This window comes from Bradyrhizobium sp. 187, from assembly GCF_023101005.1.
Classification (GTDB): domain Bacteria; phylum Pseudomonadota; class Alphaproteobacteria; order Rhizobiales; family Xanthobacteraceae; genus Bradyrhizobium; species Bradyrhizobium canariense_D.
Map to the genome: position 1 here is coordinate 3,066,626 of NZ_CP064693.1, position 26,755 is coordinate 3,093,380.

Consider the following 26,755-nt stretch of genomic DNA (forward strand, 5'->3'; position numbering starts at 1 on the left):
CCGACAGCGAGTGTCGGGAACCAAGTGGCTACTAAACCGGAACCGGAATCAATGGCGCAACCTCGCGATCACCAGCGTTCTCGCTCGCTGCGAGACCTTGCGCGACGCCGACACGGTCAGCCTCGGGACGGTTCTGGCTCATCTTGCGCTTGCCTTCGAACCGCACGACGGGAATCCGCACGCCGACGATTCGGCGCAGCTGAGTTGCGATGAAATCTTCGGGGGCATCGGTAACGGCCCACGGCTTTGCACGCGATCCTTCATGCCTATTCGTGAGCCGCGTCACGGCGTCGAGCAGGCGCTCGGGCTCCTGGAAGAATTCGACCGGGCCGTAGGCATGCACCGCGACGTAGTTCCAGGTCGGCACGACCTTTTCGGTTTCCTGCTTGGTCGCGTACCAGGACGGCGTCACATAGGCGTCGGGACCGCTGAAGATCGCCAGCGCATCTCCGATCGGCGGCAGTTTCCATTGCGGGTTGGCTTTCGCCACATGTCCGTACAGCACGCCATGTTCGCCTTCGCTCTCGTCGAGAAGCAGCGGCAGCGGCGTGGCGACGGGGCCTTCGCTGGTGGCCGTGACCAGGCTGGCGAGGCGGGCGCCGCGAATGGTCGCTCGGATGCTCTCGATGTCGTCCTTGAAGGCGGGAGGGATGTACATGTCTATCTCCGGTGTTGCTCTGGAGATAGCCGGAATCTGGCCTGTAAGAAACTGCCAGTTATCGTCTATTTGATCAGTCCAGTTTGGCGACGGCTTGTGCGAGAAGCCTGCAGCCGCGCTCGATCTGTGCCACCTCCAATGCCGAATAGCCCATGACGAGGCCGACCGTCTTCCGCGGTCGGCGAGGTCCGACGAACAGCGCAGAGACGGAATAGATGCCGACGCCCTTTGCATGGGCCGCCTTGATCAACGCGTCCTCTCGCTTCTGCGGCAGGTCGTCGAACCACGCCACGATGTGCAGGCCGGCGGCCGTGCCCTCGATCCGGACGCGGTCCCCGAACCTGCGGCGAAGCGCGTCGAGCAGCGCCCGCTGGCGTTCGGCGTTGCGCCGGCGCACGCGCCTGATGTGGCCGTCATCGGCGCCGCTTTCCAGCATCGACGCGAGAGCGTCCTGTTCGATCAGCGGCGTGTGCCGGTCCATGATCTGCTTGGCGGCGGCGATCAGGGATCGCAGGGCGGAGGGCACCACCAGAAAGCCGATCCGCAAGGTCGGCGAGAGCGTCTTGGAGACGGTGCCGAGATAGATCACATTGCCGCCGCCTTCCAGCGCGTGCAGCGGCGGGATCGGCTTGGTATCGTAGCGATACTCGCTGTCGTAATCGTCCTCGATCACGTAGGCGTCGTTTGCCCTGGCCCAGGCGAGCAATTGGTGCCGGCGGCCGATCGGCATGACGCCGCCGAGCGGATATTGGTGCGACGGCGTGACATAGGCGAGGCGGGCTTCGACGCCATCGAGCCGCGCTGTCTCCAGTCCGTCCACGTCGACGGGAATCGGGATCGCCTCGGCGCCCGTTGCTGCGAAAGTATGCCGGGCCATCTGGTAGCCGGGATCCTCCATCACGAAGCGGTCGCCGGCATCGAGCAGCAGGCGCGCGCAGATGTCGAGGCCCTGCTGCGAGCCGTTCACGACCACGATCTGATCGACCTCGCAGCGGACGCTACGCGACCGCCACAGATAGCCTTGAAGCGCGGTCCGCAGCCGCAGCGCTCCGCAGGGATCGTCATAGGCCAGCCGTTCGGGCTTGCGCGCCATCGCAGCGGTCAGGGCCTTTTTCCATGCCAGTACCGGGAAATCCGACGGCGCGAGCTCGCCATAGCGGAAGTTCGCGACGAGCCCGCGCGGCGGCTCAGACCAGCGCGGCGGGTCTTGAAGCAACCGGCTCCCGAAGGCCGACAGCCGCACCTTCCGCGCCGACGGCCGCGACACTACGCGCGTGCGTCCTCGCTCGACGACGGCGCGAGCCACACGCGGTCGCGCGCCATGGCGTGTCTCGATGAAGCCTTCGGCGGCGAGCTGTTCGTAGGCGATCGTGACGGTCGAGCGCGCCACGCCCATCTCACCGGCCAGCGTGCGGGAGGACGGCAGCACCCCGTCGATCCCATACACCCTCGCCAGGATCTGATCTCTCAAAGCCTCGTAGATCTGGCGCGCGCCCATGCGGTCGGGATTGGTCTTCATCTGGATCATCCACATTCCGAACCGGCATTCGCCCGGGCGGACGATGTCGGAATGTGGTTCTAATCCCGTTCGCCGAGAGTTTCGACGTAAGCCTTGCCGTAGGGATGAAAATGCTCCCTGCGGCCCTGGTCCCACAGTGCCCTGAGGCCGGGCGCCGCGATGTCCCAATCCGGCCGGCACTTCATGCCGACTGCCCTGAGGTCCTGGCGGAGCTCTTCGACGGTTGGACGGCCGAAGAACCAGTAGCCGTTGTAGATCTTGTGAATGACGAGGCCGGGCTCGAGCACGATCACGTGCGGAATCATCGGATTATGGACGGGGTCGGTGTATTCGGCGATGTCGAGATCCTTCTGAACGAGGCGCCGCGAATCCGAGAGAAAGGGCCAGTGCGCTCCGACGCCGCTGCGATATTCGCTGGTCTGGGTGATGTTGTCGGTCGTGATCGTGACCATCCGGCAATAGCCCACCTCCATCTCGCGATGGAGTTGCAGCAAGCCTTCGGCCTGGCGACGATCCTTGGGACAAAATCCGCCGCGGCCGAGCACGAGCACCATTGGATCGCCCGCCTGCAGTTCGGAGAGCTTCCGGTGCTTGCCGGTGTGGTCGCTGAGTTCGTAATCCGGGAAGGTTACTCCCGGCATCATGTCAGGTCGCATTGCGCTCTCCCACTTTTACAGATCAACCACGACGTCGTTTCGGGGTCGTGAGCAGCAGATCAGGACATTGCCGTCCGCCGGCGGATCGAGCGGATCCGGCGCATAGTCAACCGTCCCCGCGATCAACCCGCTCTCGCAATTGTGGCAGACGCCGGTCCGGCACGACCAGCGCACGGGGACGTCGCACGCCTCGGCCAATTCCAGCAGGCTGGCATAGGATGGTCCCCAGCGGACATTGAGGCCACTCCGGGCGAACGAAACCATCGGGCCGGGGCCGGGGGCACCGATCGGCGGGTGCGCCCGCTTCTGCGGGGAGGACGCTATGCCGGGCGTCAAGGACGGTCCGGCGCCGAACAATTCGGTGTGGATGCGATCCGGTGCGACGCCCAACGTGGTGAGGCCAGCTTTCAGATCGTTCATGAAACCTGCCGGTCCGCACAGATAGAAATCGCCGTCACGCGGCACGCTCAGGGTCTGGAGCAGGCGTGCGTCGAGATGTCCGGCTGTGTCGAACGCCACATTGAGACGATCGTCCGGGTCAGGCGCGCTGTAGCAGACGTGGGTATGGTGACGAGAGAGCCCACCTAGCAATTCGCGCGCCTCGGCGGCGAACGCATGCTCGCGGCCATTGCGAGCGCCGTGCAGCCACCACACGTCCCGCGTCGTCGCTTCGGCGGCGAGCGCGTGAAGCATTGCGAGCAAAGGGGTGACGCCGATGCCGGCGCTCAACAGGATGACGGGGAGTGCATCTTGCCGGAGCGTGAAACTGCCGCGTGGCGCACCTAGTTGCACGGCAGCGCCGGCCAGCAGCTCGTCGGCAATGTAACGGCTGGCGGCGCCGTGAACTTCGCGCTTGATGCTGACGCGATAGGACGCGGCATCGGCGCCGCCCGACAGCGAATAGCTGCGTGTCATCGCCTGCGCACCGGAGGGCTCGAGCTTGATGACGACGAATTGACCGGGCAGGGCGGCCGCCACGGGATGTCCGTCGGCGGGTTCGAGGATCAGCGACGTCACGTTGCCGCTTTCGGCGATCTTTCGCGCCACGCGAAAGGAGCGGAATCCGCGCCAGGCCGGAGCTGGGCTCGCCGCCGGCCCAAGCCCGGCGTTTCCCGCGGTCTTGTTGTCCTTCTGCTGCTCGAGCAGCGCCTCGAAAGAACGGCGCCAGCCGCGGCTCAGCGCGGGAATCCGCAGCGCGCGCTCCAGGCGTTCGCGCGGATGAGGCGGCAGGTAAAGCAGCGCATTGATCTCGAACACGCTCATGCGCTCGGGTCCCACAGCGATCTGTGTGATCTCGTCACCGGCTTCGACGTCGCCTTCCTCGATCACACGGAAATAGAATCCGGGCCGCCCGTGCCTGACGAGCAGCGCGGCCATGTCCGGCTCGTCCATGCGAATGCCGAGACGGTAGCAGGTGACGCGCGGCTGCGTCACTTCGAACACCGCGGAGCCGATCCTGTAGCGGTCTCCGATGCACACGTTGGTGTCGGCGAGGCCCTCGACCGTAAAGTTCTCGCCGAACTGGCCATGAACGAGGTTCGATCGACCCAGATGCTCCTGCCAGTACCGATAGGATTCATCCTGATAGACGAATACGGCACGATGTTCGCCGCCATGACCGGCCGTATCGCCCTGGCCGTCGCCATCGATGTTGAGCCGGCGCACCCTGCGCGGGCCTGTGACCTGTGCCTTCCAGATGCCGGTGTGGACGGTCCGACCCTGCCAAGCGACGTCGCGCGGCAGGCCGACATTGACCGAAAGCAGACGTGCCATTGCGTGTTCCCGATCTGGCTGCGCGGTTCTGCCGTCATCATTGCATCGGATGGGGTTTTTGGCTCGTTAGTCGTTGTTAGACGTTGCGAGCAAGCCTTGCCACCGGCGGCCCTGAGGCCAATTTGAAATGCGTAACGTAAACGCAGTCGGTACAACGGGAGATCACGATGGATGATCAGGGCAAGCTGGCCGCGCTCCAGCGCCATTGGGATGCTTCGGATGCGAACGATTTCGAGGCCGAGCACGACATCTATCGCGAGGACGCGGTGCTCGACTATCCGCAGTCCGGCGAGCGCATCCGCGGTCGCAGGAAGATTCAAGAGAGCCGGTTCGTGCAGCCGAACAAGAAGCGCTTCACGGTTCGGCGGATCGTCGGCAGTAACGATCTCTGGGTGAGCGAATTCGTGCTGACCTATGACGGGGTGCCGTCTTACGTCGTGAGTATCATGGAATTCCGCGACGACCTCGTGGCGCACGAGACGCAATATTTCGGCGACAGGTTCGAGCCGTCGCCCTCGCGGGCGCATCTTGTCGAGCAGGTGGGGTAGGCTGAGTGCTCCGCACTCCGCTGTCATCGCCCGCGCAGGCGGGGAATCCAGTACGCTGCGGCTTCTCGACAAACTACGGACGTCTCGGAGTACTGGATCGCCCGCCTGCGCGGGCGATGACAGTAAAAGACATGATCGCAGGTGCGGAGCGCGCAGAACTGCTTAGCCAATGTGGAAACACGGAACCCGATGCGGCGGCTGGTCGCAGTCGCGTCGTCTTGATTCCGACAGCCCCATCTTTATGTGTGAAACGAACAAGAATCCGGGCCCCTCTGGCGAGGAAGTCGACGCTGTCGGCAAAACCTCGTGATGTCGGATGACCTGTCCCGCGCGAATGCGATGGATCGGCCGATCGTCGGGCCTTCTTGAGAGTCTCTCCGACCGAATCGTCCCCATCGCAGCTCCGTGCGGTCTTTCGCAAGATAAGGGAGCAACGATGTCCGACGCCAAGCATTCAAATCCGATCGAAATCGAGATCACCGAGCCATCCAGCCTGAACGAGCAGGCTGCGGTGGCACTGGTGATCGTCGGCGCGCTGGTTGCCGTCGCCGACCGGCAAGTTTCGCCGGTCGAACGCGACGAGGTCGTCCGGTTCATCCGGGATCGCAAGCTGGCGCCGCATATCTCGGACGACCGGCTCTACGCGATGTTCGACGAGCTTGCTGAACGACTCGAGGAGCCGGATTTCGCCAATGTGGTGATCGAGAATTTGCGTCCGGTTTCAGACCTGCCGCTGTCGGCTCATTTGATGGAACTGTCGGAGCGCGTCGCGGCCGCGGACGAGGACGTGCATCCCCACGAAGTGCAGGCGATCAAGCTGTTGCGCCTGCTGACGCTGGTGCTGCCGCGCGCAAAGCAGGTGACGCCGGGTGCAGTGCGCGCCGAACACCGCATCGCCGCCGAGGAGTAAGCATGAGCGTAGTTTCGGACGAGGATAAGACAGGGACTGCGGGCGCTAGCGGCCAGATGGCTGGCGGCGACCCGCGCCTCGACAAGCTTGTCCGTCGCCTGCCGCCGCGCATGGGCGACACCGTCACCTATCTGCTCAAGCCATCCAGCCGCTGGGTGAGAATCCCTTCGGGTGCGCTGCTGATTGTCGGCGGCGTGCTCTCCTTCCTGCCGGTGCTCGGCGTCTGGATGCTACCGCTCGGCCTCGCTTTGCTCGCGGAAGACGTGCCCGCGCTGCGCTCCGGGCGCGCCAAGGTTCTGGATTGGGTCGAGCGGAAGAAGCCGCACTGGCTCGATCCGTCCGCACCGAAAAATGACCAATCATGACTGAATTCATCACCACCGAAGCGCTGACCGCGCTGCTTCAGGTCGTCCTGATCGACCTCGTGCTCGCCGGCGACAACGCCGTCGTCATCGGCCTTGCCGCAGCCGGCCTCCCGGCCGATCAGCGCCGGCGCGCCATCGTCGTCGGCATCATCGCCGCCACCGCCCTGCGCATCGTCTTTGCCGGCGTCGCGACCCAGCTTCTGCAAGTGATCGGGCTATTGCTCGCCGGCGGCGTGCTGCTGCTCTGGGTGTGCTGGAAGATGTGGCGGGAGCTGCGCGAGCAGTCCGCGCATGCGAACGAGCTCGCGTTCAGCCATGGCGGCAGCAGCGCTGCGCCTGCGTCCCGAAAGACCTTCAGGCAGGCGGCGGTGCAGATCGTCGCCGCCGACGTCTCGATGTCGCTCGACAACGTGCTCGCGGTCGCGGGCGCTGCGCGCGAGCATCCCTACATCCTCGCTTTCGGCCTGCTATTGTCGGTCGCGTTGATGGGCGTCGCCGCCGATTTGCTCGGCCGCGTGCTCCAGAAGCAGCGCTGGATCGGCTATGTCGGCCTCGCCATCATCGTTTACGTCGCCTTCGAGATGATCTATCGCGGATCGCTCGAGCTCGCGCCTGTGATCGCGAGTCTCTGAGGCAACGCGCCTGTCCATCATCCGGAGTGATCAATGACGTCCGAACCCAAAGCACCTTCGGCGGATTCCGTGCCGGCGCCGCAAATCGGCCCGTTTGCCCAACTCATCTTTGGCTCGCGCTGGCTGCAGGTCCCGCTTTATGTCGGCCTCATCGTCGCGCAGGCCGTCTATGTGCTGCTGTTCCTGAAGGAGCTCTGGCACCTGGTCGTGCACTCGTTCGACGCCAGCGAGCAGCAGATTATGCTGGTCGTGCTCGGGCTGATCGACGTCGTGATGATCTCGAACCTGCTGGTGATGGTGATCGTCGGCGGTTACGAGACCTTCGTCTCGCGCCTGAACCTCAGCGGTCATCCGGACGAGCCGGAATGGCTCAGCCACGTCAATGCCAGCGTGCTCAAGATCAAGCTTGCGATGGCGATCATCGGCATCTCCTCGATCTCGCTGCTCAGGACCTTCATCGAGGCGGGCAATCTCGGCACGACGCGGAGCAATTTCACCGAGAGCGGCGTGATGTGGCAGGTGCTGATCCACCTGACCTTCATCATCTCCGCGATCGGCATCGCCTGGGTCGACCGCCTCGGCGATAGCGGCCAGCGCAAGGGAGCCGGCCACGGCTGAGCGTCAGACGTCGGCGTTTGATCAGGCGATCTGCGGATGCGCCGCGTTTTCCCGCCGCTCGCGCTCGCCCAATTCGCGCACCAGCTCCTGGAGGAAGGATTCCGTGTGGGCGGGCAGGGTGCGCTCGGCGCGAACGTAGATGCCGAGATCTGACCACACCGGACTGCCGGCGTTGTCGAGCGGCAGGAAGACGAGCCGGCTGTCGCGCGATAGTCGGTCGATGCCGAGCTGGGTCTGGAAGGCGACGCCGACGCCGCGCGCGGCGAGTTCGCGCATCAGGTCGATCGAGTTGGCCTGGATGGCCGGCTCCGGCGTCTCGGACAGCTGCGCGATCAGCGGCTGCAGCAGATGGTAGATCGACAGCTCCGGCAGCGCATGGATGACGGGAAAGGCGAGACATTGGGTTAGCGTGACCGTCTTGCCGCGCGCCAGTGGATGATCGCACGCCACGACCGCGCCGAGGCGAAACCGTTTCAAGGACCTGGCGCAGGTCCGGCGGATGCCGCAGCGCCATGGCGATGCCGATGTCGGCCTCGCCGCGGCTCAGGGCCTCCAGCACGTCCGACGATCCCTTCACCTCGGTGGTGAAGCTGACGCGCCGGGCGCGGCCGCGATGGGAGGCTATCAGGTCGGGCAGCACCGACTCCGTGAGCGACTCGATGCAGGCAATGCTGACGGTGCCGTGCCAAGTCCCCGCCAGGGATGCGACGTCCGAGCGGAAGCGGTCGAGGTCCTGGAGCACGTTCATGACGTGCCGGGCCAACATCTCGCCGACCGTCGTCAGCGTCAGGCCGCGCGCATTGCGCTCGAACAGGGTGACCCAACCTCCTGTTCAAGCTTGAGAATCTGGCGGCTTACGGCCGACGAGGCAACGTTCAGCATGCGCGCAGCGGCCCGGATCGAGCCGGTGCGGCGGACGGCGTGGAAGTACTGGATGGCCGGTGAGTGAAATCGCATGGGACCCCCGGCCGGACTATAGCCGTTGCCGAAACGGCATCAACGTGTACGAAATTCTGTGCTTTTCGAGTGCGCTCCTCCCACCTAGGTTCGCCGCCGGCTTGGCCGGTCCTGTCGGGCCGTCATGCCATGCGCAACGAGGCGCCAGGGGATCCCGGGTGGACGAGAACATTGTTTGCGAGGTCGCGCCGGACACGCGTCTGGTCGATCGCCGTCGCGCGGCGGCCTATGTCGGCGTGACCGCCGGACGCTTCGAGCAGCTGGTGCGCGACAGCGTCGTGCCACCGCCGGTCATGGTGGACAACAAGCGGCGCTGGCCGCTCGCGTTGCTCGACGTTGCGAAGGACGCGGTTGTCGCCAGCAGCATGCCGTGCCTGCCGCAGGTGATGGTCGAGATTGCGCAGGACGCGCGTCCCTGCGAACGGGCCCCCGCACCAGCCTCGCACGAACTGCCGGATAAAAACTGGTTCGAGCAGCGCGCGCGGTTCGTTCAGCGCGTGCGCCGGTCGCTGCTGTCGGGCAACGAGATACGGCTCTTGCGCGAGTTCAAGCTGCTCAGGCAGAACCAGATCAGCATGTTCGGCTATTACGGCAGTTTCGAAGCCCTGATGGTGCGCGGCTACATCGTCGAGCTCGCGCGAAAGCCGCCGTCGAGCCGTCCGCTGGTGACGTACCGGCTGACCGCGCAGGGCGAGCGGGTCATGTCGGCGCTCAAGGCCGAGCCGGCGATCTGACCGGCGCGGACAAGGCGATGGCATCCTCCGGCATCATCGCACGGCGTGCATCTCCAGAAATGCCTTCACGCCGGTGACGGTGCCCGTATCCGACGGCACATAACCGGGCAGGGTGGCGATGGCTGCGCGAAAATCGGCGCTGCGGATGATCTCCAGGATGCGCTGCATCGGCCCGGTGTCCAGGAACGCGCGCTTGCAGACGAAGAAATAATCCTCGGTCAGGAGCCGGATGAAATCGAGGCCGAAATGCCGGGCGGCGGCTTCGACGCCGAAGCTCGCATCAGCCATGCCGCTCGCGACATAGGCTGCGACCGCGGCGTGGGTGAATTCGATCTGCTGCGCGCCCTTGATCCTGCTCTCGTCGATGCCGTTTGCCGCAAGCAGTTGGTCGAACAGAAGCCGCGTGCCGGAATCGTGGTCGCGGTTGACGAAGCGGACTTTTGGTCCGGTGAGATCATCGAGCGAAGCGATGCGCAGCGGATTGCCGCGCGCGACCATCAATCCCATTTCGCGTGTGACGAAGCTGATGATGCGATCCTCGCGCGGATCGAGCCATTCGCGCGCAGCCTTGATGCCCTGAGCCCGTAGCGCGCCGTGCGGCAGATGCAGGCCGGAGAGATCGCAGGCGCCCTGCGCCAGCGAGACCAGCGAATGCTGGTTGCTGACATAGCGCAGATCGACGCCGATGCCGGGCTCGCGGTCGAGGAATTCGCGCAGTTTTGCGACCGCAAAACCGTGGCTGGCATGCACGCGGATCACCGACGGGCGCTGCTCGAGGAATGGCTTGATCTCGCTCGCCAGCTCCTGCGCGAGGTTTTCAAGCTGAGGTCCGAGCCGGGCCTGCATACGCTCGCCCGCCCATACCAGCCGCTCGCCGAACGGCGTGAGTTTCGAGCCCTTGCCGCGCTGGGTTTCCACCAGCGGCGTGCCGAAGAACTCCGACCATTGCTCGATCAGATTCCAGACATGGCGATAGGAGAGGTGCGCATCCTTGGCCGCGCTGGTGATCTTCCCGGTTCTCCTGATCTCGTTGAGGACGCCAAGCATGATGACGGCGGTGCGTGGATTGCCCTCGCGGCGAAACCGCCAGACGGCCTCGATCTCGATCTGAAGCATCAGTTATCCTTATGAACTACACTTCATATGACGATGGTCCATTTGCAATCCATATCATATTTACTCCTGCCCTTAGGCGCCTAGTCTGGTATACCAGAACTGGAGGAAATATGATGTCGGTTGCATATGATTTTGCGCATTCGCCTGCGAGCGAGTTCATGTCCCGCCCACAGCATCTGCTGATCGACGGTCGCCGCGTCCCCGCAAGCTCCGGGCGCACCTTCAAGTCGCTTAATCCGGCCACCGGGCAGGTCATCGCCGTCGTCGCCGAAGGCAACGAGGCCGATGTGGAGGATGCGGTCGCCGCCGCGCGCCGGGCCTTCGAAGGCCCCTGGCGCACGATGCGGGCGTCCGAGCGCGGCCAGATCCTGCTGCGCTGGGCGGACCTGCTCAAGGCTCACGCCGAGGAGATCATCGAGCTCGAGTCGATCGATGCGGGCAAGCCGATCGCCGCGACATCGCGGCAGGATTTTCCGGCCGCCGTCGACACGCTGATCTACTACGCCGGTTGGGCCGACAAGATCAGCGGCGACGTCGTGCCCGTGCGCGATGATGCCCTGACCTACACCGTGCGCGAGCCGGTCGGCGTGGTCGCGGCGATCGTGCCCTGGAATTTCCCGCTGATGATCGGGATGTGGAAGCTCGCGCCGGCGCTGGCCTGCGGGTGCACCATCGTGATGAAGCCGGCCGAGCTCACCTCGCTGTCGGCGCTACGCATCGCCGAGCTCGCGCTTGAAGCCGGCCTGCCGGCGGGCGTCTTCAACGTCGTCACTGGCCCCGGCCGGGTCGTCGGCGACGCGCTGGTCAATCACCCTGACGTCGACAAGGTCACCTTCACCGGCTCTCCCGGTGTGGGGCGGGGAATCATGAAGGGCGCCGCAAGCAACTTCAAGCGCGTCTCGCTCGAGCTGGGCGGCAAGTCGGCCAACGTCATTTTCGACGATGCCGATCTCGAAGCCGCATCGAAAACTGCGGCTTCCGGCATCTTCTTCAATGCGGGCCAGGTCTGCTCGGCCGGCTCGCGCGTGCTCGTGCAGGAGAAGGCCTATGACGAGCTCGTCGAGCGACTGGCGGCGCGCGCGAAGTCGCTCAGGATCGGCGACCCGCTCGACCGCAAGACGACGCTCGGCCCGGTCATATCCGAGAAGCAGATGAAGGCGGTCCTCGATTATGTGGAGATCGGCCGGAAGGAGGGCGCTACCCTCGTCACCGGTGGTGAGAAGGTCGGCGATCGTGGTTACTTCATCAGTCCCGCGGTGTTCGCCGACGTCGCGCACGAGATGCGGATCTCGCAGGAGGAGATCTTTGGCCCCGTCGTCAGCGTCATCAAGTTCAAGGATGAGGCCGACGCTTTGCGCATTGCCAACGGCACGGCTTACAGCCTCGCCGCCGGCGTCTGGAGCCGCGACATCGGCAAGCTGCAGCGCTTCGCCAAGCGGGCGCGCGCGGGCACGGTCTGGATGAACACCTATGGCTATACCGACGTGCGGCTGCCCTGGGGCGGCGAGCGCGACTCCGGCCTCGGCCGCGAGCACGGCACCGCCGCGCTCGACAATTTCACGGAGCCCAAGGCTGTCTGGATGAATCTGGCCGTTTGATACCTCCCGAGCGGCCAACCCTGGAGCCCGCCTGACCACCCGTGCAGGCGGGCTCTTTTTTCGGGATCGATAAGATTGTCTGCTTTCTGCTCAGCGGCGGCAAACCCTGCGGACAAGAACCATGCGGCCTTAAACCCCGGCTTTGGAACCGGCGTGCATCCTGCCTGCAACAGGGTGGGGCATCAGCATGTCAGTTCTCAGGGAGGTCGTCGTCGCAATCGCGGGAGTCTACGCACTTCTGTTCGCGTGCGACGCAATGTTCGGGGTCGGCGAGGCGCGCTTCGACGACGCCTATTACAGCGCCAGTTTTTACGCGCCGCGGCCTAAGGAGTTTCGTTTTGCGGGCGATACGCCGCCGGCCGTCCGCGTCAGCCAGGCCTTTGCGCAATTCGCGCCGGGAGAAGCCAAGCCGAACAAGCGCTACTCGTCGCTGACGACGATCCTCCGGTAAGCGCCGTCTACTCTCCCTGGATCCATTCCGCGACGCCACGCCACAACGTTGTCGCGGTGGTCGGGGCGGAAGAAGCCGAAATGGCCGATCTCCTTGGCGCCGACGTCGGACGGCTTCACGTTGAGCACCTCAGGCTTGATCGCGGTGAATCCGCTCGCAAGCAGCTCGACCGCGGGCCGCGTCGCCCAGGGATCGTCGGAGAAGCAGAGGGTGCGCAGCTCGCCCTTGAACTTGGCGAAATTTTCCAGCGCCGGCAGCTTTGAATCGAAGAGATAGCGGGGGCTCGAGACCCACTCGGCCCATTGCAGGAAGACGCCCTTGGGCAAATCCTCGCCGATGCCGGCCCAGCCCGGCGCGTAACCGAGCGCGTGCACGAGCGGCACGCCGACAAAATTCATGAAGGCGAAGACGCGGTATTTTTCCGGCGACGTCATCAGCCGCCAGGTCGCCGCCTGCGAGGCCACCAACGCGGCGCGCGAAATGTCCGTGTTGTTCGCGAGCAGCCCGAGCGCCTGGCCGCCGAAGGAATGCCCGACATAGGTCAAGGGCAGGGTATTGTAGCGCTCGCGCATCCAGTGCACTGCGGCGGTGACGTCGAGCGCGGCCCAGTCCGACATCGAGGCCTTGAAGCCGACCAGCGATTTCGGCCGGTTGTAGCCGACCATCGCCGGCAGCCGGGAGTCGCCGATGCCGCGATAGTCGTAGGTCAGGACCGCGCAGCCGCGATGGGCGAGATAGGAGGCAAAGCCACGATAGATTTTTCGCGGGACGGCGGTGGCGGAGTTGATCAAGACGGCATGGCGCTTGGTCCCGCGCGGCAGGAATAGGGTGCCGGTCAGCGCATACCCGTCAGTCGCCGGGAAGCTGATCTCGTCGATGAAAACGTCGTCTAGTGCCACGTCCATGGGCCGAAGGTATCTTGCCAGTTTCCAAGCAGTTCCCAGCAAATGCGAATTTGGCTTTCCCCGCAAGGCTTTGCAGTGCCAGACGGATTTACAACTGGCGGCCGGTGGCCACCCTGTGTATAAGGCGACCCTCGCAACCCACAGATCAGGTTGTGCTTTTTGCTTCACGGAGAGATTGCGATGTCCGAGCGGTGGACGCCCGAGTCCTGGCGCAGCAAGCCGGTGCTACAGGTGCCCGATTATCCCGACGCCAAGGCCCTGGCCGACGTCGAGGCGCAGCTTGCGACCTTTCCGCCGCTGGTGTTCGCGGGCGAGGCGCGCAATCTGAAGAAGGCGCTGGCGCGGGTCGCAGCCGGTGAGGCCTTCCTGCTGCAGGGCGGCGACTGCGCCGAGAGCTTCGCCGAGCACGGTGCCAACAACATCCGCGACTTCTTTCGCGTGCTGCTCCAGATGGCGGTGGTACTGACCTATGCCGGCGCCGTCCCGGTGGTGAAGGTCGGGCGCGTCGCCGGCCAGTTCGCAAAGCCGCGCTCCTCGCCGATGGAGAAGATCGACGGGGTCGAGCTGCCGAGCTATCGCGGCGACATCGTCAACGACATCGCCTTCACCAAGCAAGCGCGCATCCCTGATCCGCAGCGCCAGCTGATGGCCTATCGCCAGTCGGCCGCGACGCTGAACCTGCTGCGTGCGTTCGCGACCGGCGGTTACGCCAATCTCGGCAGCGTGCATCAGTGGATGCTCGGCTTCCTCAAGGACAGTCCGCAGTCCCGTCGCTACAAGGAATTGGCCGACCGCATCTCCGATGCGCTCAACTTCATGCGCGCCTGCGGCCTCGATCTCGAGGCCCATCCCGAGCTGCGCGCCACTGATTTCTACACCAGCCACGAGGCCCTGCTGCTCGGCTACGAGCAGGCCATGACCCGGGTCGATTCCACCACCGGCGACTGGTACGCGACCTCGGGCCACATGATCTGGATCGGCGACCGCACCCGCCAGCTCGACCACGGCCATATCGAATATTTCCGCGGCATCAAGAATCCGATCGGGCTCAAATGCGGCCCGTCGCTCAAGCCCGACGAACTGCTGAAGCTGATCGACGTGCTCAATCCCGACAACGAACCGGGCCGGCTGACGCTGATCGGCCGCTTCGGCTCCGACAAGATCGGCGAGCACCTGCCGAACATGATCCGCGCCGTGAAGCGGGAGGGCAAAGTGGTGGTGTGGTCGTGCGATCCCATGCACGGCAACACCATCACCTCGACATCAGGTTACAAGACACGGCCCTTCGACCGCATCCTGTCCGAGGTGAAGTCGTTCTTCGCGATCCACGCCGCTGAAGGCACCCATGCCGGCGGCGTGCATCTGGAGATGACCGGCCAGGACGTCACCGAGTGCCTCGGCGGCGCCCGCGCGATCACTGACGAGGATCTCAACGACCGCTATCACACGGTCTGTGATCCCCGGCTCAACGCCGAGCAATCCATCGATATGGCTTTCCTGGTCGCAGAACTGCTCAAGCAGGAACGCGCCGGCAAGGTCAGGCCGATGCCGGTCGCAGCGGGGCTCTGAGACCTTGCTGCGAATCTGGAAGGCCACGATCAATTCCCGTAACGGTCTGGCCTTTGCGTTCCGCTCGGAGCAGGCCGTCCGCGAGGAAATCGTTGCGCTCCTCTTGTCGCTGCCGCTCGCGTGGTTCGTCGGCGCGACCGCGATGCGGGCGGTCGAGCTGATCTGCGCGGTCGCGTTCGTGCTGGTGGTCGAGCTGCTCAATACGGCGATCGAGAAGCTTGCCGACCGGCTGACCATGGATCACGACAAGCAGATCGGACGGGTCAAGGACATGGGCTCGGCCGCGGTCGGTGTCGCGCTGCTGATGGCCGGCGCGTTCTGGATCATCGCCATCATCGAGCGATTGGGATTTCTTTAAAGCGCGTATCGCGCTTTAAACTGTTTTTTCAGCATGATCTTTTCGGAAAACCGCTTCACTCTTTTCCGGATCATGCTCTGATCGGAGCGCCATGACCGAACGTCTCAACGCATTCGCGGTCACGCTCGCCCAGCTCAATCCGACCATGGGCGACATCGAGGGCAATGCCGCGAAAGCGCGCGCGGCGCGCGTGCAGGCAGCCGCCGACGGTGCCGATCTCGTGCTGTTTCCGGAATTGTTCATCGCCGGCTACCCGCCGGAAGATCTCGTGCAGAAGCCTTCCTTTCAGGCCGCCTGCCGCGCTGCGATCGAAGCGCTGGCGCGCGAGACCGCCGATGGCGGGCCGGCGATGCTGATCGGCACGCCCTGGGTCGAGGAGGGCAGGCTCTATAATGCCTGCGCGCTGCTCGATGGCGGCCGTATCGCTGGCCTGCGCTTCAAATGCAATCTACCGAATTACGGCGTGTTCGACGAGAAGCGGCTGTTTTCGCGCGGGCCTGCCGCCGGCCCCGTCACCGTGCGCGGCGTGCGCGTCGGTGTGCCGATCTGCGAGGACATCTGGCTTGAGGAGTCCGAGGACTACGAGAACGTGGTCGAGACGCTGGCCGAGACCGGCGCCGAGATCATCCTCGTGCCGAACGGCTCGCCTTACGCCCGCGACAAGGCCGACGTGCGCTTGTCGGTCGCGGTCGCGCGCGTCACCGAGAGCGGTCTGCCGCTGGTCTATCTCAACCAGGTTTGCGGCCAGGACGAGTTGGTGTTCGACGGCGCCTCCTTTGCGCTCAACGGCGACCTTTCGCTCGCAGCGCAATTGCCGGCGTTCGCGGAGAGCATCACCACACTGCACTTCACGAGAAGCGGCGACGATTGGCGTTGCACCGGGCCGATCGCCGCGCAGCCCGAGGCAGACTACGCCGACTACGCGGCCTGCGTGCTGGGCTTGCGCGACTACGTCGCCAAGAATGGCTTTCCCGGCGTGCTGCTCGGCATTTCCGGCGGCATCGACTCCGCGCTGTGCGCGGCGATCGCGGTCGATGCACTCGGTTCCGATCAGGTGCACGGCGTGATGCTGCCTTATCGCTACACCGCGGCAAGCTCGATTGCGGACGCCGGCGAGCTCGCCGGCCATCTCGGCATCCGCTACGAGGTGCTGCCGATCGCCGAAGCGGTGACCGGGTTCGAGACCATCCTGTCCGGCGTCTTCAAGAATCTGCCGCCCGATGTCACCGAGGAGAATCTCCAGGCCCGCACCCGCGGCACGCTGCTGATGGCGATCTCGAACAAGACCGGCCTGATGGTGGTGACCACAGGCAACAAGTCGGAGATGTCGGTCGGCTACGCCACGCTCTATGGCGACATGAACGGCGGCTTCAATCCGATCAAGGACATCTACAAGACGCAGGTGTTTCGGCTGGCAAGCTTGCGTAATTCGTGGAAGCCCGAGGGGGCGCTGGGGCCGGCCGGTGAGGTGATCCCGCCCGACATCATCACGCGTCCGCCGACCGCGGAGCTGCGCGAGAACCAGACCGACCAGGATTCGTTGCCGGCTTACGACGCGCTTGATGCCATCCTGGAGCGTCTCATCGAGCGCGAAGAGCCGCTCGATATAATCATCGCCGCGGGCTTTGACCGCGAGACGGTCACCCGCATCGACCATCTCCTCAACGTCGCCGAATACAAGCGCCGCCAGGCCGCGCCCGGCGTCAAGGTCACAGCCAGGAATTTCGGCCGCGACCGCCGCTATCCCATCACCAACCGCTTTCGCGACAAAGGCGAGCAGCTCGCCGCTCCGGATGAGACGCTGGTCTCGCGTGTGAGCAAAGCCTCGATCGACGCGTTTGAGGGGTAGGGGCTGCCAGTTCGGGTAGCTTGGAGATTGCATTCCGCTGTCGTCATCCAATGAGGTGATCCATATCTTCTGGCATCCTGCTTGGGCGATCGAATTCGACCATAGAGCATTCATAGGTGTGCTCCGGAGCTGGTGGTGGGCGAAAGCATGGCAGACGAAATCTCCCTTGACATGGATGATCTCCGAGAGGTTGCAGCCTATGCGGCGGCAAATGCCGCGGACGTGCTGGAAATATTCGAGCGGGCGCATCCAGTGGATTTCCGGCCGCGTGACGCAGTCGAAGCAGCGCGGACCTTCGCGAAGGGAGGCAAGCGGGTAAAGACCCTGCGCGATGCAGCCTGGGCAGCGCTGAAGGCAGCAAACGAATCCAAAGGTGCGGCAGCCAGCCTAGCCGCACGCGCGGCGATGAGTGCCTCATCCGCGGCGTATCTTCATCCCCTGGCTCGATCGACCCAGGTCAGGCACATTCTTGGCGCGGCGGCCCACGCCGCACGGGCCCTCGAACTCGAAACGGCTGCGAATCCCGGTGTCGGTGTAGACTATATTGAGCACGCCGCCCGGCGCGCGACGCCTAGATTTGTTCGTGTCTTGGGGCGCTACCCGACAGCGCCGCTTGGCGGCGGCCGGGTCGGGGAACTCTTGCGCGCAATTGATTGGATGATTCGCGAGGCAAACGGTCTCGCCACCCATTTCGCTGTTATCAGCCGCGAAAGCAGATGATCCAGTACGCTGCGCCGGTCGTCGTGAAAACCAGCTGATGCCAGCGTACAGGATGGCCCCCGCTTTCGCGGGGCCATGACAGCGGAGGACGTGACCTACTTCTGCTGCTGCGGCAAGAAGCTTGGTCCGACCGAACGGATCGGCTTGTTCTCGGACGAGGTCGTAGCGGTGCCGGTATCGGCAGGCGGAGTCGCGACAGGTGCAGCCGCCGTGGTCGGCGTCGCACCCTTCTTGCCATTGGCGGCAGGCGTGCCCTTGTTGAGCTGCCGCTGCTGCATTTTCTTGGCGCTCTCCTCGGTGACGATGATGTCACCTTGCTGTTCGGCCGACGCCTTGTCGTCGGCGGATTTGAGCGCGTCGGCCCAGGTCTGGCCCGCCGCCTTGCAGGAGCAGGACGGGTTGAACTCGCTGCGGAATTTGAACGCGGTCGGCAGCGCCGTGTAGGGCTGGCCGCTGGTGGAGACCGCGGAGTTCATGTCTTCACCGGGATTGCGATGGGTGTAGAGCACGGCCTCGGCGGCCGGGCACAGCGCCTTGCAGGTCTTCTCGTCGTCGGGGAAGCGCGCCGGCACGGTCGCAAACGAGACCGGGAAGTAGGCGCCGTCGCAGGTGCGCACGCACACAGTGCGATAGGTGCCTGATTGCGGGCCGAGATCGGACGGCGGCACGCCTTGCGGATTATTGGGGTTGTTGCCGCCGAACAGATTGCTCAGGAAATTGCCGCCGCCTTGCGACTGCGCCGCATTGGCATATTGCGGGCCGCAATTGTTCTGCGCCAGCGCTGCCAGCACCGAGCGGCGCTGGTTGTCACGCTCGGGGCTAAAGCCGCCGGGGCCGCCGCCGCGCAGGCGTTCGAGATTGCCGGTGATCTGGTCCAGATTGGCGCGCATCTGCTGGATCTGGGTGTTGACCGGACCGCATTGCGCCGACTGGCCGCTGAACAGCGAGAAGAAGCCGGAGGAATCGCAACCCATGCGCTTGGCCTGCATGGTGACACGATCGAGCTCGGCCTGCTGCTTGGTCTGAGATTCCTGATAGCGGCGGATCTGGTCTTCGCGCGCGGGATCACCGCCGCCGCCACGATCGAGACCGGCGAGCTGACCTTCCAGGCGCGCGCACATCGGGTTGGGTCCGAGCCCGTTCTGGCCGGGCTGAGGCGGCGGTCCCGGCGGGCCGGCCTGTGCGAACGCGTTATTGGCGAGCGCAACCGTGCTGAAGAGCACGGCACAGGCAAGGATCGAGCGAGCACGGGAGAGAGACAAAAATTCAGGCATATCCGCCATTCTAGCGAGGTCACGGCCACGCGTGATGTGGGGAGGCCGGAGCGCGCCCTCCCATAGCCGCTTCCTGCGGCATCGTCACGTCGTTTCAGAGGCCAGCGATTGGGCCTAAGGTACGCCAGTTCCGAGCGAATTCAGCGCTGGCAGGTGATTGCGACATATTCGTCGCAATGGCCATGGGAGCAGTTTGCGCCGGATTTGGGGACAGAGCCGGTAATTTCGTCGGGATCGACCCGGCGATAGGCCGAAGCCTGGGCAAAATCGCGTGACTGGCAGTAGGTGCGGGCGACCTGCGCGCCGCATTTGTCGCTCTTGGCCAGGCACTGATCGACGCCGTAGCCGTCCGCCTGGTTTGGGATGATGAAGACGCGGGTCTCCGCGAGAGCGCTGGACGCCGCAAGGATGGAGGCGCAGGACATGAGCGCAAGCAATGATCGCATGAAAACACCGGGGCAAAAAATGTGAACTGCCAGTTCCAGAATGGGCTCAAATGGTTAAGGAGATGAACCATCTGCGCGCGGCGGCTGCGCATTGCGGAGATAAGACGGCGTTTTCGCGGCTCTCTTGACGCGGGGCCGCCTCATAGCCCATATGTTCCGTCATGAACGGTCTCCTCGTCATTTGCGCCATTTGCCGCGAGATTACGAGCTAGCGATTCGCTGGCTGGAGCCGTCTTTTCTCAAAACCATTGAGAGCACTGGACGCCCGGCCAACAGCCGACGGGTATCCTTATGGAATTGCGCCTTTACGATACGCTGAGCCGGGAAAAGCGCACCTTCGTGCCGCTCGATGCCAAGAACGTCCGCATGTATGTCTGCGGACCGACGGTCTATGACTTCGCCCATATCGGCAATGCCCGGCCGGTGATCGTGTTCGACGTGCTGTTTCGGCTGCTGCGCCATCTCTACGGTGAGGCGCACGTCAAATATGTCCGCAACATCACCGACGTGGACGACAAGATCAACGACCGCGCCGCGCGGGATTTCCCCGGCCTGCCGCTGAACGAGGCGATCCGGAAAGTCACCGAGCAAACCGGCAAACAGTTTCACGCTGACGTCGACGCGCTCGGCGCGCTGCGGCCGAGCGTCGAGCCGCGCGCCACCGAGCATATCGGCGAGATGCGCGAGATCATCGAACGGCTGGTTGCCGGCGGCTTTGCCTATGTTGCCGAGGATCACGTGCTGTTCTCGCCGCAGGCGATGAACGCGGCCGATGCCGGGTTGCCGCGCTATGGCGCGCTGTCCAATCGTTCGCTGGACGAGATGGTTGCCGGCGCCCGCGTCGATGTCGCGCCCTACAAGAAAGGCAACACCGACTTCGTGCTGTGGAAGCCGTCCAAGCCCGGCGAGCCGTCATGGCCGTCACCCGCCGGCGTCGCCGCGCAGGGGCGCCCGGGCTGGCATGTCGAGTGCTCGGCCATGGCCTGGAAGCATCTCGGCGAGCACTTCGACATCCATGGCGGCGGCATCGATCTCGTGTTTCCGCATCACGAGAACGAGGTCGCGCAGACCTGCTGCGCCTTCCACCGGGAGCGCATGGCGAACTACTGGATGCACAACGGCTTCCTGCAGGTCGAGAGCGAGAAGATGTCGAAATCGCTAGGCAACTTCGTCACGATTCACGAGCTGCTCGCGGACTGGCCGGGCGAAGTGCTGCGCCTGAATATGCTCAAGACGCATTACCGCTCGCCGATCGACTGGACGATGAAGTCGCTGGAGGAGAGCGCCAGGACGCTCGACGATTGGTATCGGGGTGCGGCTGACGTCGCATCCGGCAAGCCCCCCCCCTCAGTGGTCGAGCCGCTGCTCGACGACCTCAACACGCCGCTGGCGATCGCGGCGCTGCATGGGCTGCGCGGCAGCGATGTTGGTGCCCTCGCGGGTTCGTTGCGTCTGCTCGGCTTTCTCTCCGAGAGTGCCGCGCAGTGGGAAGGACGCAAGCAGCAGGCGAGCGGCGTCGATGCCAAGGAAGTCGAGCGCCTGATCTCGGAGCGGACGGCGGCGCGTGCGCGCAAGGACTTTGCGGAGTCCGATCGTATCCGCGATCTGCTTGCCGCGATGGGCGTTGCGATCAAGGATTCCAAGGAAGGGACGACGTGGGAGGTCGCACGATGAAGCGACCCGATACGCCTTTTCCGCGGCACTGGTTCTATTACATCGCGCTGAAAATCCTGCTGCTCGGCGCTGCCGTGGCGCTGGCGCTGAAACTCTATGGGATGTGGTGAAGACGATGGCACAAGCACTCCCAAAGCCTGGCTTGCGGCCCTTTCTGCCGGAGGACGTGCCGGTTCTCGCCGCGATCTTCACCGCCAGCATCGAAGAGCTGACCGGCGAGGACTATAGCGAGGCCCAACAACAGGCCTGGATGGCGTCGGCGGAAGACGAAGAGTTCGGCAAGGGGCTCGCCTCCGACCTGACGCTGATCGCAACGCTGGAGGGGTCACCGGTGGGTTTTGCCTCGCTGCAGGGCAAGGATCATATCCGCATGCTCTATGTGCATCCGGCCGTGGCCGGGCAGGGCCTCGCGACCATGCTCGTCGATGCGCTGGAAAAGCTTGCGGGCGGCCGCGGCGCCGACAAGCTGACGGTCGATGCCAGCGACAACGCGCAGGGCTTTTTCGCCAAGCGCGGCTATGTCGCCATGCAGCGCAACAGCATCACTGTCAACGACGAATGGCTGGCCAACACCACCATGCAGAAGACGCTCGGCAGTGGACCCGCGTCGGGAGCGCTGCAATGAGCAAGGAGCGCCTCTATCTGTTCGACACCACGCTGCGCGACGGCGCGCAGACCAACGGCGTCGATTTCACGCTGACCGACAAGCAAATCATCGCCCAGATGCTCGATGAACTCGGCATCGACTATGTCGAGGGCGGCTATCCCGGCGCCAATCCGACCGACACCGAGTTCTTCGGCACCAAGCCGAAGTTTTCGCATGCGCGCTTCACCGCCTTCGGCATGACGCGGCGAGCGGGGCGCTCGGTTTCCAACGATCCCGGTGTGGCCGGGCTGCTGGAGGCCAAGGCCGACGTGATCTGCTTCGTGGCGAAGTCGTCGGCCTATCAGGTGCGCGTTGCCCTGGAGACGACGAAGGAGGAGAACCTCGCCTCGATCCGCGACAGCGTCGCAGCGGCGAAGGCTGCCGGCCGCGAGGTGATGCTCGACTGCGAACACTTCTTCGACGGTTACAAGGAGGATTCCGGTTTCGCGCTCGCCTGCGCGAAAGCTGCTTATGAAGCCGGCGCGCGCTGGGTGGTGCTGTGCGACACCAACGGCGGCACCATGCCCAACGAGGTCGAAGCGATCGTCGCCGAGGTGGCGAAGCACATCCCCGGCGATCATCTCGGCATTCACGCCCATAACGACACCGAGCAGGCGGTGGCGAATTCGCTCGCCGCGGTGCGCGCCGGCGCGCGGCAGATCCAGGGCACGCTGAACGGCCTCGGCGAGCGCTGCGGCAACGCCAATCTCTGCTCGCTGATTCCGACCTTGAAGCTGAAGGCCGAGTTTGCCGACGCCTTCGAGATCGGCGTCACGGCGGAGAAGCTCGCGACCCTGGTCAAGGTGTCGCGCACGCTCGACGACATGCTCAATCGCGTGCCCAACCGGCATGCGGCCTATGTCGGCGAGAGCGCGTTCGTCACCAAGACCGGCATCCATGCCTCCGCCGTGCTGAAGGATCCGCAGACCTACGAGCACGTGTTGCCGGAGCTGGTCGGCAATCATCGCAAGGTGCTGGTGTCCGATCAGGCCGGCCGCTCCAATGTCATTGCCGAGCTCGACCGCGCCGGTATCGCCTACGAGAAGAGCGATCCGAAACTGTCGCGGCTGGTCGAGGAGTTGAAGGAGCGCGAGGCGCAAGGCTACGCCTATGAATCCGCCAACGCCTCGTTCGAGCTGCTGGCGCGGCGCACGCTCGGCAAGGTGCCGCATTATTTCGAGGTCGAGCAGTTCGACGTCAATGTCGAGCAGCGTTACAATTCGCATGGCGAACGCGTCACCGTGGCGCTGGCGGTGGTCAAGGTCGACGTCGCCGGCGAGCATCTGATCTCGGCGGCCGAAGGCAACGGTCCCGTCAACGCGCTCGACGTCGCGCTGCGTAAGGACCTCGGCAAGTACCAGAAATATATCGAAGGCCTGACGCTGATCGACTATCGCGTGCGTATCCTCAACGGCGGCACCGGCGCGGTCACGCGCGTCCTGATCGAGAGCGAGGACGAGAACGGCGACAGCTGGACCACGGTCGGGGTGTCCCCCAACATCATCGACGCCTCGTTCCAGGCGCTGATGGATTCGGTGATCTACAAGCTGGTGAAGTCGGGCGCGCCGGCGTAGGGCGGCGGTGCCACAAACGGGATGACGAGCAGGAGAGGGGGCGCGACCCATGATCGATCACATCTCTGTCGGCGTCAGCGATCTCCAGCGCTCGGCGACATTTTACGAGGCAACACTCGCCGCGCTCGGTCTCGCTCGCCTCGTCACGCGGCCGCGGACGATCGGCTTCGGCAAGGCCTATCCCGAATTCTGGATCAATCTGCGCGAGGGCATGCCGCACGTGCCGCCGGAGAGCGGCGTCCATATCTGCCTGCGGGCAAAGACGACCGTCGAGGTCGATGCATTTCACGCCGCAGCGCTGTCGGCCGGCGGCGCATCCGACGGCGCGCCGGGTATCCGCCCGCACGATCGCGTGCGTTATTACGCAGCCTTCGTTGTCGACCCCGATGGTAACCGGATCGAGGCGGTGACGTTTCCTGCGGACTAGAGCTTGCGCGCCATTTCCGGTGCGAGCTGCTTTTCCGCATCTTCGATCTGCGCTGCAGCCGATTTCAGCTTCGGCAAAATCTCTTCGATCCGATCGGCCTTGAGGATGTCGACCGAAAGGCCGGCGCGGATGAACTCGGTCTGGCGCATGTGCGACAGCAGCGAGAACAGCGGCTCCCAGAAATTATCGATGTTGGCCAGCAGCACCGGCTTGGCGTGACGTCCGAGCTGCTTCCAGGTCAATTGCTCGACCAACTCCTCCAGCGTGCCGACGCCGCCCGGCAGCGCCACGAAGGCGTCGGAGCGTTCGAACATCAGTCGCTTGCGCTCGTGCATGTCGGGGGTGACGATCATCTCCTGCACGCGCGTCAGCGCGTTTTCCCGCATCCGCAGGAAATCGGGGATGATGCCGGTGACAGTGCCGCCGTGATCGAGGACGGAGGTCGCCACCGAGCCCATCAGGCCGAGCGAGCCGCCGCCATAGACGAGGCGGATGTTGTTCTCGGCGAGCGCCTTGCCGAATGCCTTGGCGCCTTCGGTGAAACGGGGATTGGTTCCTGGGCCGGAGCCGCAATAGACACAGACGGTTTTGATCGTGCTCATTGGTGCCATGATGCATTGCAGCGAAGGGGCGTCAAGCCCAATCGGTGATTCGGGGCTTCCGGAAATCTACCGGTAAACCACGACGAACAATCCAAGATTCGCCATCTGGCGGGGTGCATGGGCATCGGTAAGGCTCTATATGACAAACGAAAATCCTTAATGGCAACGCAGCCCGCATCGACGGGCTTTTCAGGCTTCTTGATGGACCAAGCTCAATCGCCCGCCGGCGCCAACGTTCCTGATCCCGCCGGGGGGCCGCTGGAGCGGGCCACGCTGATGGGCACGCTGGCGCATCTGTGGCCCTATATCTGGCCGGGCGACCGTTTCGACCTGAAGATGCGCGTGGTCTGGTCGATGGTGCTGCTGCTCGCCGCCAAGCTGATCACGCTGACGGTTCCTTTCAGCTTCAAATGGGCGACCGACGCGCTGACCGGCGCCAACAGTGCGCCAGTTCAGGCCGACAATTGGCACCTCTGGGTGATCGCCTCGCCGCTGCTGCTGACCGCCAGCTACGGCGTGATGCGCATCGTGATGGCGGTGCTGACGCAATGGCGCGACGGCATTTTCGCGCGCGTTGCCATGCACGCGGTGCGCAAGCTCGCCACCATCACTTTCATCCACATGCACGAGTTGTCACTGCGCTTCCACCTGGAGCGCAAGACCGGCGGCCTGACGCGCGTGCTCGAGCGCGGCCGCGAGGGCATCGAGGTCATCGTGCGCATGGTGATCCTGCAGCTGATCCCGACCATCGTCGAGGTCTCGCTGCTGATGGCCGTGCTGCTGTGGCAGTTCGATTGGCGCTACGTGCTTGCGACCCTCGTCACTGTCGCGGTCTACATGTACTACACCTACATCGCGACCGAGTGGCGGATCGGCATCCGCCGCAAGATGAACGATGCCGACACCGAGGCGAACACCAAGGCGATCGACTCGCTGCTCAACTACGAGACCGTCAAATATTTCAGCGCCGAGGCCCGTGAGTCACAGCGCTACGACCGGTCGGTCGCGCGTTACGAGGAGTCGAGCGTCCAGGCCTATACTTCGCTGGCCGTGCTCAACACCGGGCAGGCCGTGATCTTCACGCTGGGGCTGACCGCGACCATGCTGATGTGCGCGATCGGCGTGCGCAACGGCACCAACACGGTCGGCGATTTCGTGCTGGTCAACGCGATGATGATCCAGCTCTACCAGCCCTTGAACTTCATGGGCATGGTCTATCGCGAGATCAAGCAGGCGATCATCGACATCGAGAAGATGTTCAACGTGCTGGGGCGCGAGGCTGAGATCAAGGATGCGGCGGGCGCGAAGCCACTGGTGGTCTCCGCGGGCAATGTGCGTTTCGAGGATGTGCGCTTTGCCTATGAGCCGTCCCGTCCGATCCTCAAGGGCATCAGCTTCGAGGTGCCGGCCGGCAAGACGGTCGCGATCGTCGGCCCGTCAGGTGCGGGCAAGTCGACCATCTCGCGGCTTCTGTTTCGCCTCTACGACATCTCGGGCGGCAAGATCCTGATCGACGGCCAGGACATTCGCGAAGTCACGCAGGCGAGCTTGCGCGCGTCCATCGGCATGGTGCCGCAGGACACCGTGCTGTTCAACGACACCATCCGCTACAACATCCGCTACGGGCGTTGGGACGCCAGCGATGCCGAGGTCGAGCAGGCAGCGCAGCTGGCGCAGATCGATCATTTCATCCGCATGGCGCCGAAAGGCTACGAGACCCAGGTCGGCGAGCGCGGCCTGAAACTGTCCGGCGGCGAAAAACAACGGGTTGCGATCGCGCGCACCGTGTTGAAGGCGCCGCCGATCCTGGTGCTGGACGAGGCGACCTCCGCGCTTGACACCCACACTGAGCACGAAATCCAGGGTGCGCTCGAGCGCGTGGCGAAGAACCGCACTTCGCTGGTGATCGCCCATCGGCTCTCGACCATCGTCGGCGCCGACGAGATCATCGTGCTGGACCAGGGCCGCATCGCCGAGCGCGGCACCCACGCGAAACTGCTTGGGGAGGGGGGACTTTACGCCAGCATGTGGAACAGGCAGCGCGAGGCCGAGGCGGCGCGCGAGAAACTGGCGAGGATGGCCGATTCCGGCGAGGCGCCCAACCGGGAGCCACCGCCGGTCGCCGATGTCCTGACGGCGCCTGCGGCGGCGGAGTGACCTTGTCTCCGGTCCCAAC

26 protein-coding genes and 2 pseudogenes are annotated in these 26,755 nt (G+C 64.5%); 17 read left to right on the plus strand and 11 right to left on the minus strand.

Translation table 11 applies throughout. From position 1 onward, the window contains the following. Window positions 1-31: 31 nt before the first annotated feature. The 4 genes from IVB19_RS14415 to IVB19_RS14430 form a co-directional block, all read right to left on the minus strand. The gene (locus IVB19_RS14415) at window positions 32-658 is read right to left on the minus strand and encodes an FMN-binding negative transcriptional regulator (protein ID WP_247821540.1); all 627 of its coding nucleotides are present in this window, start codon (window positions 656-658) and stop codon (window positions 32-34) included. Between the two features lie 73 nt (window positions 659-731). Further along, the gene (gene pdxR, locus IVB19_RS14420) at window positions 732-2,186 is read right to left on the minus strand and encodes a MocR-like pyridoxine biosynthesis transcription factor PdxR (protein ID WP_247821541.1); all 1,455 of its coding nucleotides are present in this window, start codon (window positions 2,184-2,186) and stop codon (window positions 732-734) included. Window positions 2,187-2,236: 50 nt separating this feature from the next. Further along, complete coding sequence (locus tag IVB19_RS14425) at window positions 2,237-2,833, minus strand: redoxin domain-containing protein (RefSeq protein ID WP_026233787.1); 597 nt, start codon at window positions 2,831-2,833, stop codon at window positions 2,237-2,239. 15 nt (window positions 2,834-2,848) lie between these two features. Then, on the minus strand, window positions 2,849-4,606 hold the full coding sequence (locus tag IVB19_RS14430; RefSeq protein ID WP_247821542.1) for an MOSC and FAD-binding oxidoreductase domain-containing protein: 1,758 nt from the start codon (window positions 4,604-4,606) through the stop codon (window positions 2,849-2,851). A gap of 167 nt (window positions 4,607-4,773) precedes the next feature. Here IVB19_RS14430 and IVB19_RS14435 point away from each other — a divergent pair, with 167 nt between their 5' ends. The 5 genes from IVB19_RS14435 (at window position 4,774) to IVB19_RS14455 (ending at window position 7,679) form a co-directional block, all read left to right on the plus strand. Further along, window positions 4,774-5,154, plus strand: coding sequence for a nuclear transport factor 2 family protein (locus tag IVB19_RS14435; protein WP_204510894.1), 381 nt, complete (start codon window positions 4,774-4,776; stop codon window positions 5,152-5,154). Between the two features lie 436 nt (window positions 5,155-5,590). Continuing rightward, a complete protein-coding gene (locus IVB19_RS14440; protein ID WP_085352736.1) occupies window positions 5,591-6,064 on the plus strand; it encodes a tellurite resistance TerB family protein in 474 nt (157 codons plus the stop codon). 2 nt (window positions 6,065-6,066) lie between these two features. After that, complete coding sequence (locus IVB19_RS14445) at window positions 6,067-6,429, plus strand: hypothetical protein (RefSeq protein WP_026233786.1); 363 nt, start codon at window positions 6,067-6,069, stop codon at window positions 6,427-6,429. Continuing rightward, window positions 6,426-7,061 carry a TerC family protein gene (locus IVB19_RS14450; RefSeq protein WP_018459362.1) on the plus strand — a complete coding sequence of 212 codons (636 nt, stop codon included), beginning with the start codon at window positions 6,426-6,428 and terminating at the stop codon, window positions 7,059-7,061. The genes IVB19_RS14445 and IVB19_RS14450 overlap by 4 nt, the downstream gene beginning before the upstream one ends. A 33-nt stretch (window positions 7,062-7,094) precedes the next feature. Next, window positions 7,095-7,679, plus strand: a complete 585-nt coding sequence (locus IVB19_RS14455; RefSeq protein WP_018459361.1) for a TIGR00645 family protein — start codon at window positions 7,095-7,097, stop codon at window positions 7,677-7,679. 21 nt (window positions 7,680-7,700) lie between these two features. Here IVB19_RS14455 and IVB19_RS40420 read toward each other — a convergent pair. Together IVB19_RS40420 and IVB19_RS40665 are read right to left on the minus strand one after the other, a co-directional pair. Beyond that, window positions 7,701-8,445: pseudogene (locus tag IVB19_RS40420) on the minus strand (LysR substrate-binding domain-containing protein). A gap of 20 nt (window positions 8,446-8,465) precedes the next feature. Further along, window positions 8,466-8,636, minus strand: a complete 171-nt coding sequence (locus IVB19_RS40665) for a LysR family transcriptional regulator (protein ID WP_524536754.1) — start codon at window positions 8,634-8,636, stop codon at window positions 8,466-8,468. 158 nt (window positions 8,637-8,794) lie between these two features. On the opposite strand from IVB19_RS40665, the gene IVB19_RS14470 reads away from it, so the two are divergent. Continuing rightward, window positions 8,795-9,370, plus strand: a complete 576-nt coding sequence (locus tag IVB19_RS14470) for a hypothetical protein (protein ID WP_247479363.1) — start codon at window positions 8,795-8,797, stop codon at window positions 9,368-9,370. 33 nt (window positions 9,371-9,403) lie between these two features. Here IVB19_RS14470 and IVB19_RS14475 read toward each other — a convergent pair whose 3' ends face one another. Beyond that, entirely contained in the window at window positions 9,404-10,486 is a 1,083-nt protein-coding gene (locus IVB19_RS14475; RefSeq protein ID WP_247479360.1) for a substrate-binding domain-containing protein, read from the minus strand. A gap of 113 nt (window positions 10,487-10,599) precedes the next feature. Here IVB19_RS14475 and IVB19_RS14480 point away from each other — a divergent pair, with 113 nt between their 5' ends. After that, window positions 10,600-12,084: an aldehyde dehydrogenase family protein gene (locus IVB19_RS14480; protein WP_247821684.1), complete on the plus strand. Its 1,485-nt coding sequence runs from the start codon at window positions 10,600-10,602 to the stop codon at window positions 12,082-12,084. Between the two features lie 187 nt (window positions 12,085-12,271). Further along, window positions 12,272-12,535, plus strand: a complete 264-nt coding sequence (locus IVB19_RS14485) for a hypothetical protein (RefSeq protein ID WP_018459357.1) — start codon at window positions 12,272-12,274, stop codon at window positions 12,533-12,535. A gap of 7 nt (window positions 12,536-12,542) precedes the next feature. Here the strand turns inward: IVB19_RS14485 and IVB19_RS14490 are convergent. Then, a pseudogene (locus IVB19_RS14490) lies at window positions 12,543-13,440 on the minus strand (alpha/beta hydrolase family protein). A gap of 180 nt (window positions 13,441-13,620) precedes the next feature. Here IVB19_RS14490 and IVB19_RS14495 point away from each other — a divergent pair. The 4 genes from IVB19_RS14495 to IVB19_RS14510 all read left to right on the plus strand — a co-directional run bounded on the left by IVB19_RS14495 (window position 13,621) and on the right by IVB19_RS14510 (window position 17,936). Continuing rightward, window positions 13,621-15,009: a class II 3-deoxy-7-phosphoheptulonate synthase gene (locus tag IVB19_RS14495; protein ID WP_247297630.1), complete on the plus strand. Its 1,389-nt coding sequence runs from the start codon at window positions 13,621-13,623 to the stop codon at window positions 15,007-15,009. Window positions 15,010-15,013: 4 nt separating this feature from the next. Beyond that, a complete protein-coding gene (locus IVB19_RS14500) occupies window positions 15,014-15,367 on the plus strand; it encodes a diacylglycerol kinase (RefSeq protein ID WP_018459355.1) in 354 nt (117 codons plus the stop codon). 91 nt (window positions 15,368-15,458) lie between these two features. After that, on the plus strand, window positions 15,459-17,216 hold the full coding sequence (locus tag IVB19_RS14505) for an NAD+ synthase (RefSeq protein WP_247297628.1): 1,758 nt from the start codon (window positions 15,459-15,461) through the stop codon (window positions 17,214-17,216). Window positions 17,217-17,363: 147 nt separating this feature from the next. Beyond that, complete coding sequence (locus IVB19_RS14510) at window positions 17,364-17,936, plus strand: putative immunity protein (protein WP_247297626.1); 573 nt, start codon at window positions 17,364-17,366, stop codon at window positions 17,934-17,936. 95 nt (window positions 17,937-18,031) lie between these two features. Here the strand turns inward: IVB19_RS14510 and IVB19_RS14515 are convergent, their stop codons facing one another. Together IVB19_RS14515 and IVB19_RS14520 are read right to left on the minus strand one after the other, a co-directional pair. Continuing rightward, window positions 18,032-19,219 (minus strand): DUF2865 domain-containing protein, encoded by a 1,188-nt coding sequence (locus IVB19_RS14515; protein ID WP_247297624.1) that lies wholly within the window; start codon window positions 19,217-19,219, stop codon window positions 18,032-18,034. 131 nt (window positions 19,220-19,350) lie between these two features. After that, entirely contained in the window at window positions 19,351-19,656 is a 306-nt protein-coding gene (locus IVB19_RS14520; RefSeq protein WP_026233782.1) for a hypothetical protein, read from the minus strand. A gap of 291 nt (window positions 19,657-19,947) precedes the next feature. On the opposite strand from IVB19_RS14520, the gene cysS reads away from it, so the two are divergent. The 4 genes from cysS (at window position 19,948) to IVB19_RS14540 (ending at window position 23,977) form a co-directional block, all read left to right on the plus strand. Beyond that, window positions 19,948-21,330 (plus strand): cysteine--tRNA ligase, encoded by a 1,383-nt coding sequence (gene cysS / locus IVB19_RS14525; protein WP_247821544.1) that lies wholly within the window; start codon window positions 19,948-19,950, stop codon window positions 21,328-21,330. Between the two features lie 115 nt (window positions 21,331-21,445). Beyond that, window positions 21,446-21,955: a GNAT family N-acetyltransferase gene (locus IVB19_RS14530; RefSeq protein WP_085385796.1), complete on the plus strand. Its 510-nt coding sequence runs from the start codon at window positions 21,446-21,448 to the stop codon at window positions 21,953-21,955. Continuing rightward, entirely contained in the window at window positions 21,952-23,550 is a 1,599-nt protein-coding gene (gene cimA / locus IVB19_RS14535) for a citramalate synthase (protein WP_085395863.1), read from the plus strand. The genes IVB19_RS14530 and cimA overlap by 4 nt, the downstream gene beginning before the upstream one ends. Before the next feature lie 49 nt (window positions 23,551-23,599). Beyond that, window positions 23,600-23,977 (plus strand): VOC family protein, encoded by a 378-nt coding sequence (locus tag IVB19_RS14540; RefSeq protein WP_018459348.1) that lies wholly within the window; start codon window positions 23,600-23,602, stop codon window positions 23,975-23,977. Here the strand turns inward: IVB19_RS14540 and IVB19_RS14545 are convergent. After that, the gene (locus tag IVB19_RS14545; RefSeq protein WP_018459347.1) at window positions 23,974-24,579 is read right to left on the minus strand and encodes an LOG family protein; all 606 of its coding nucleotides are present in this window, start codon (window positions 24,577-24,579) and stop codon (window positions 23,974-23,976) included. The genes IVB19_RS14540 and IVB19_RS14545 overlap by 4 nt on opposite strands. Window positions 24,580-24,780: 201 nt before the next feature. Between IVB19_RS14545 and IVB19_RS14550 the strand changes: the two genes are divergently transcribed. Beyond that, on the plus strand, window positions 24,781-26,736 hold the full coding sequence (locus IVB19_RS14550; RefSeq protein ID WP_247821545.1) for an ABCB family ABC transporter ATP-binding protein/permease: 1,956 nt from the start codon (window positions 24,781-24,783) through the stop codon (window positions 26,734-26,736). Window positions 26,737-26,755: the final 19 nt, after the last annotated feature.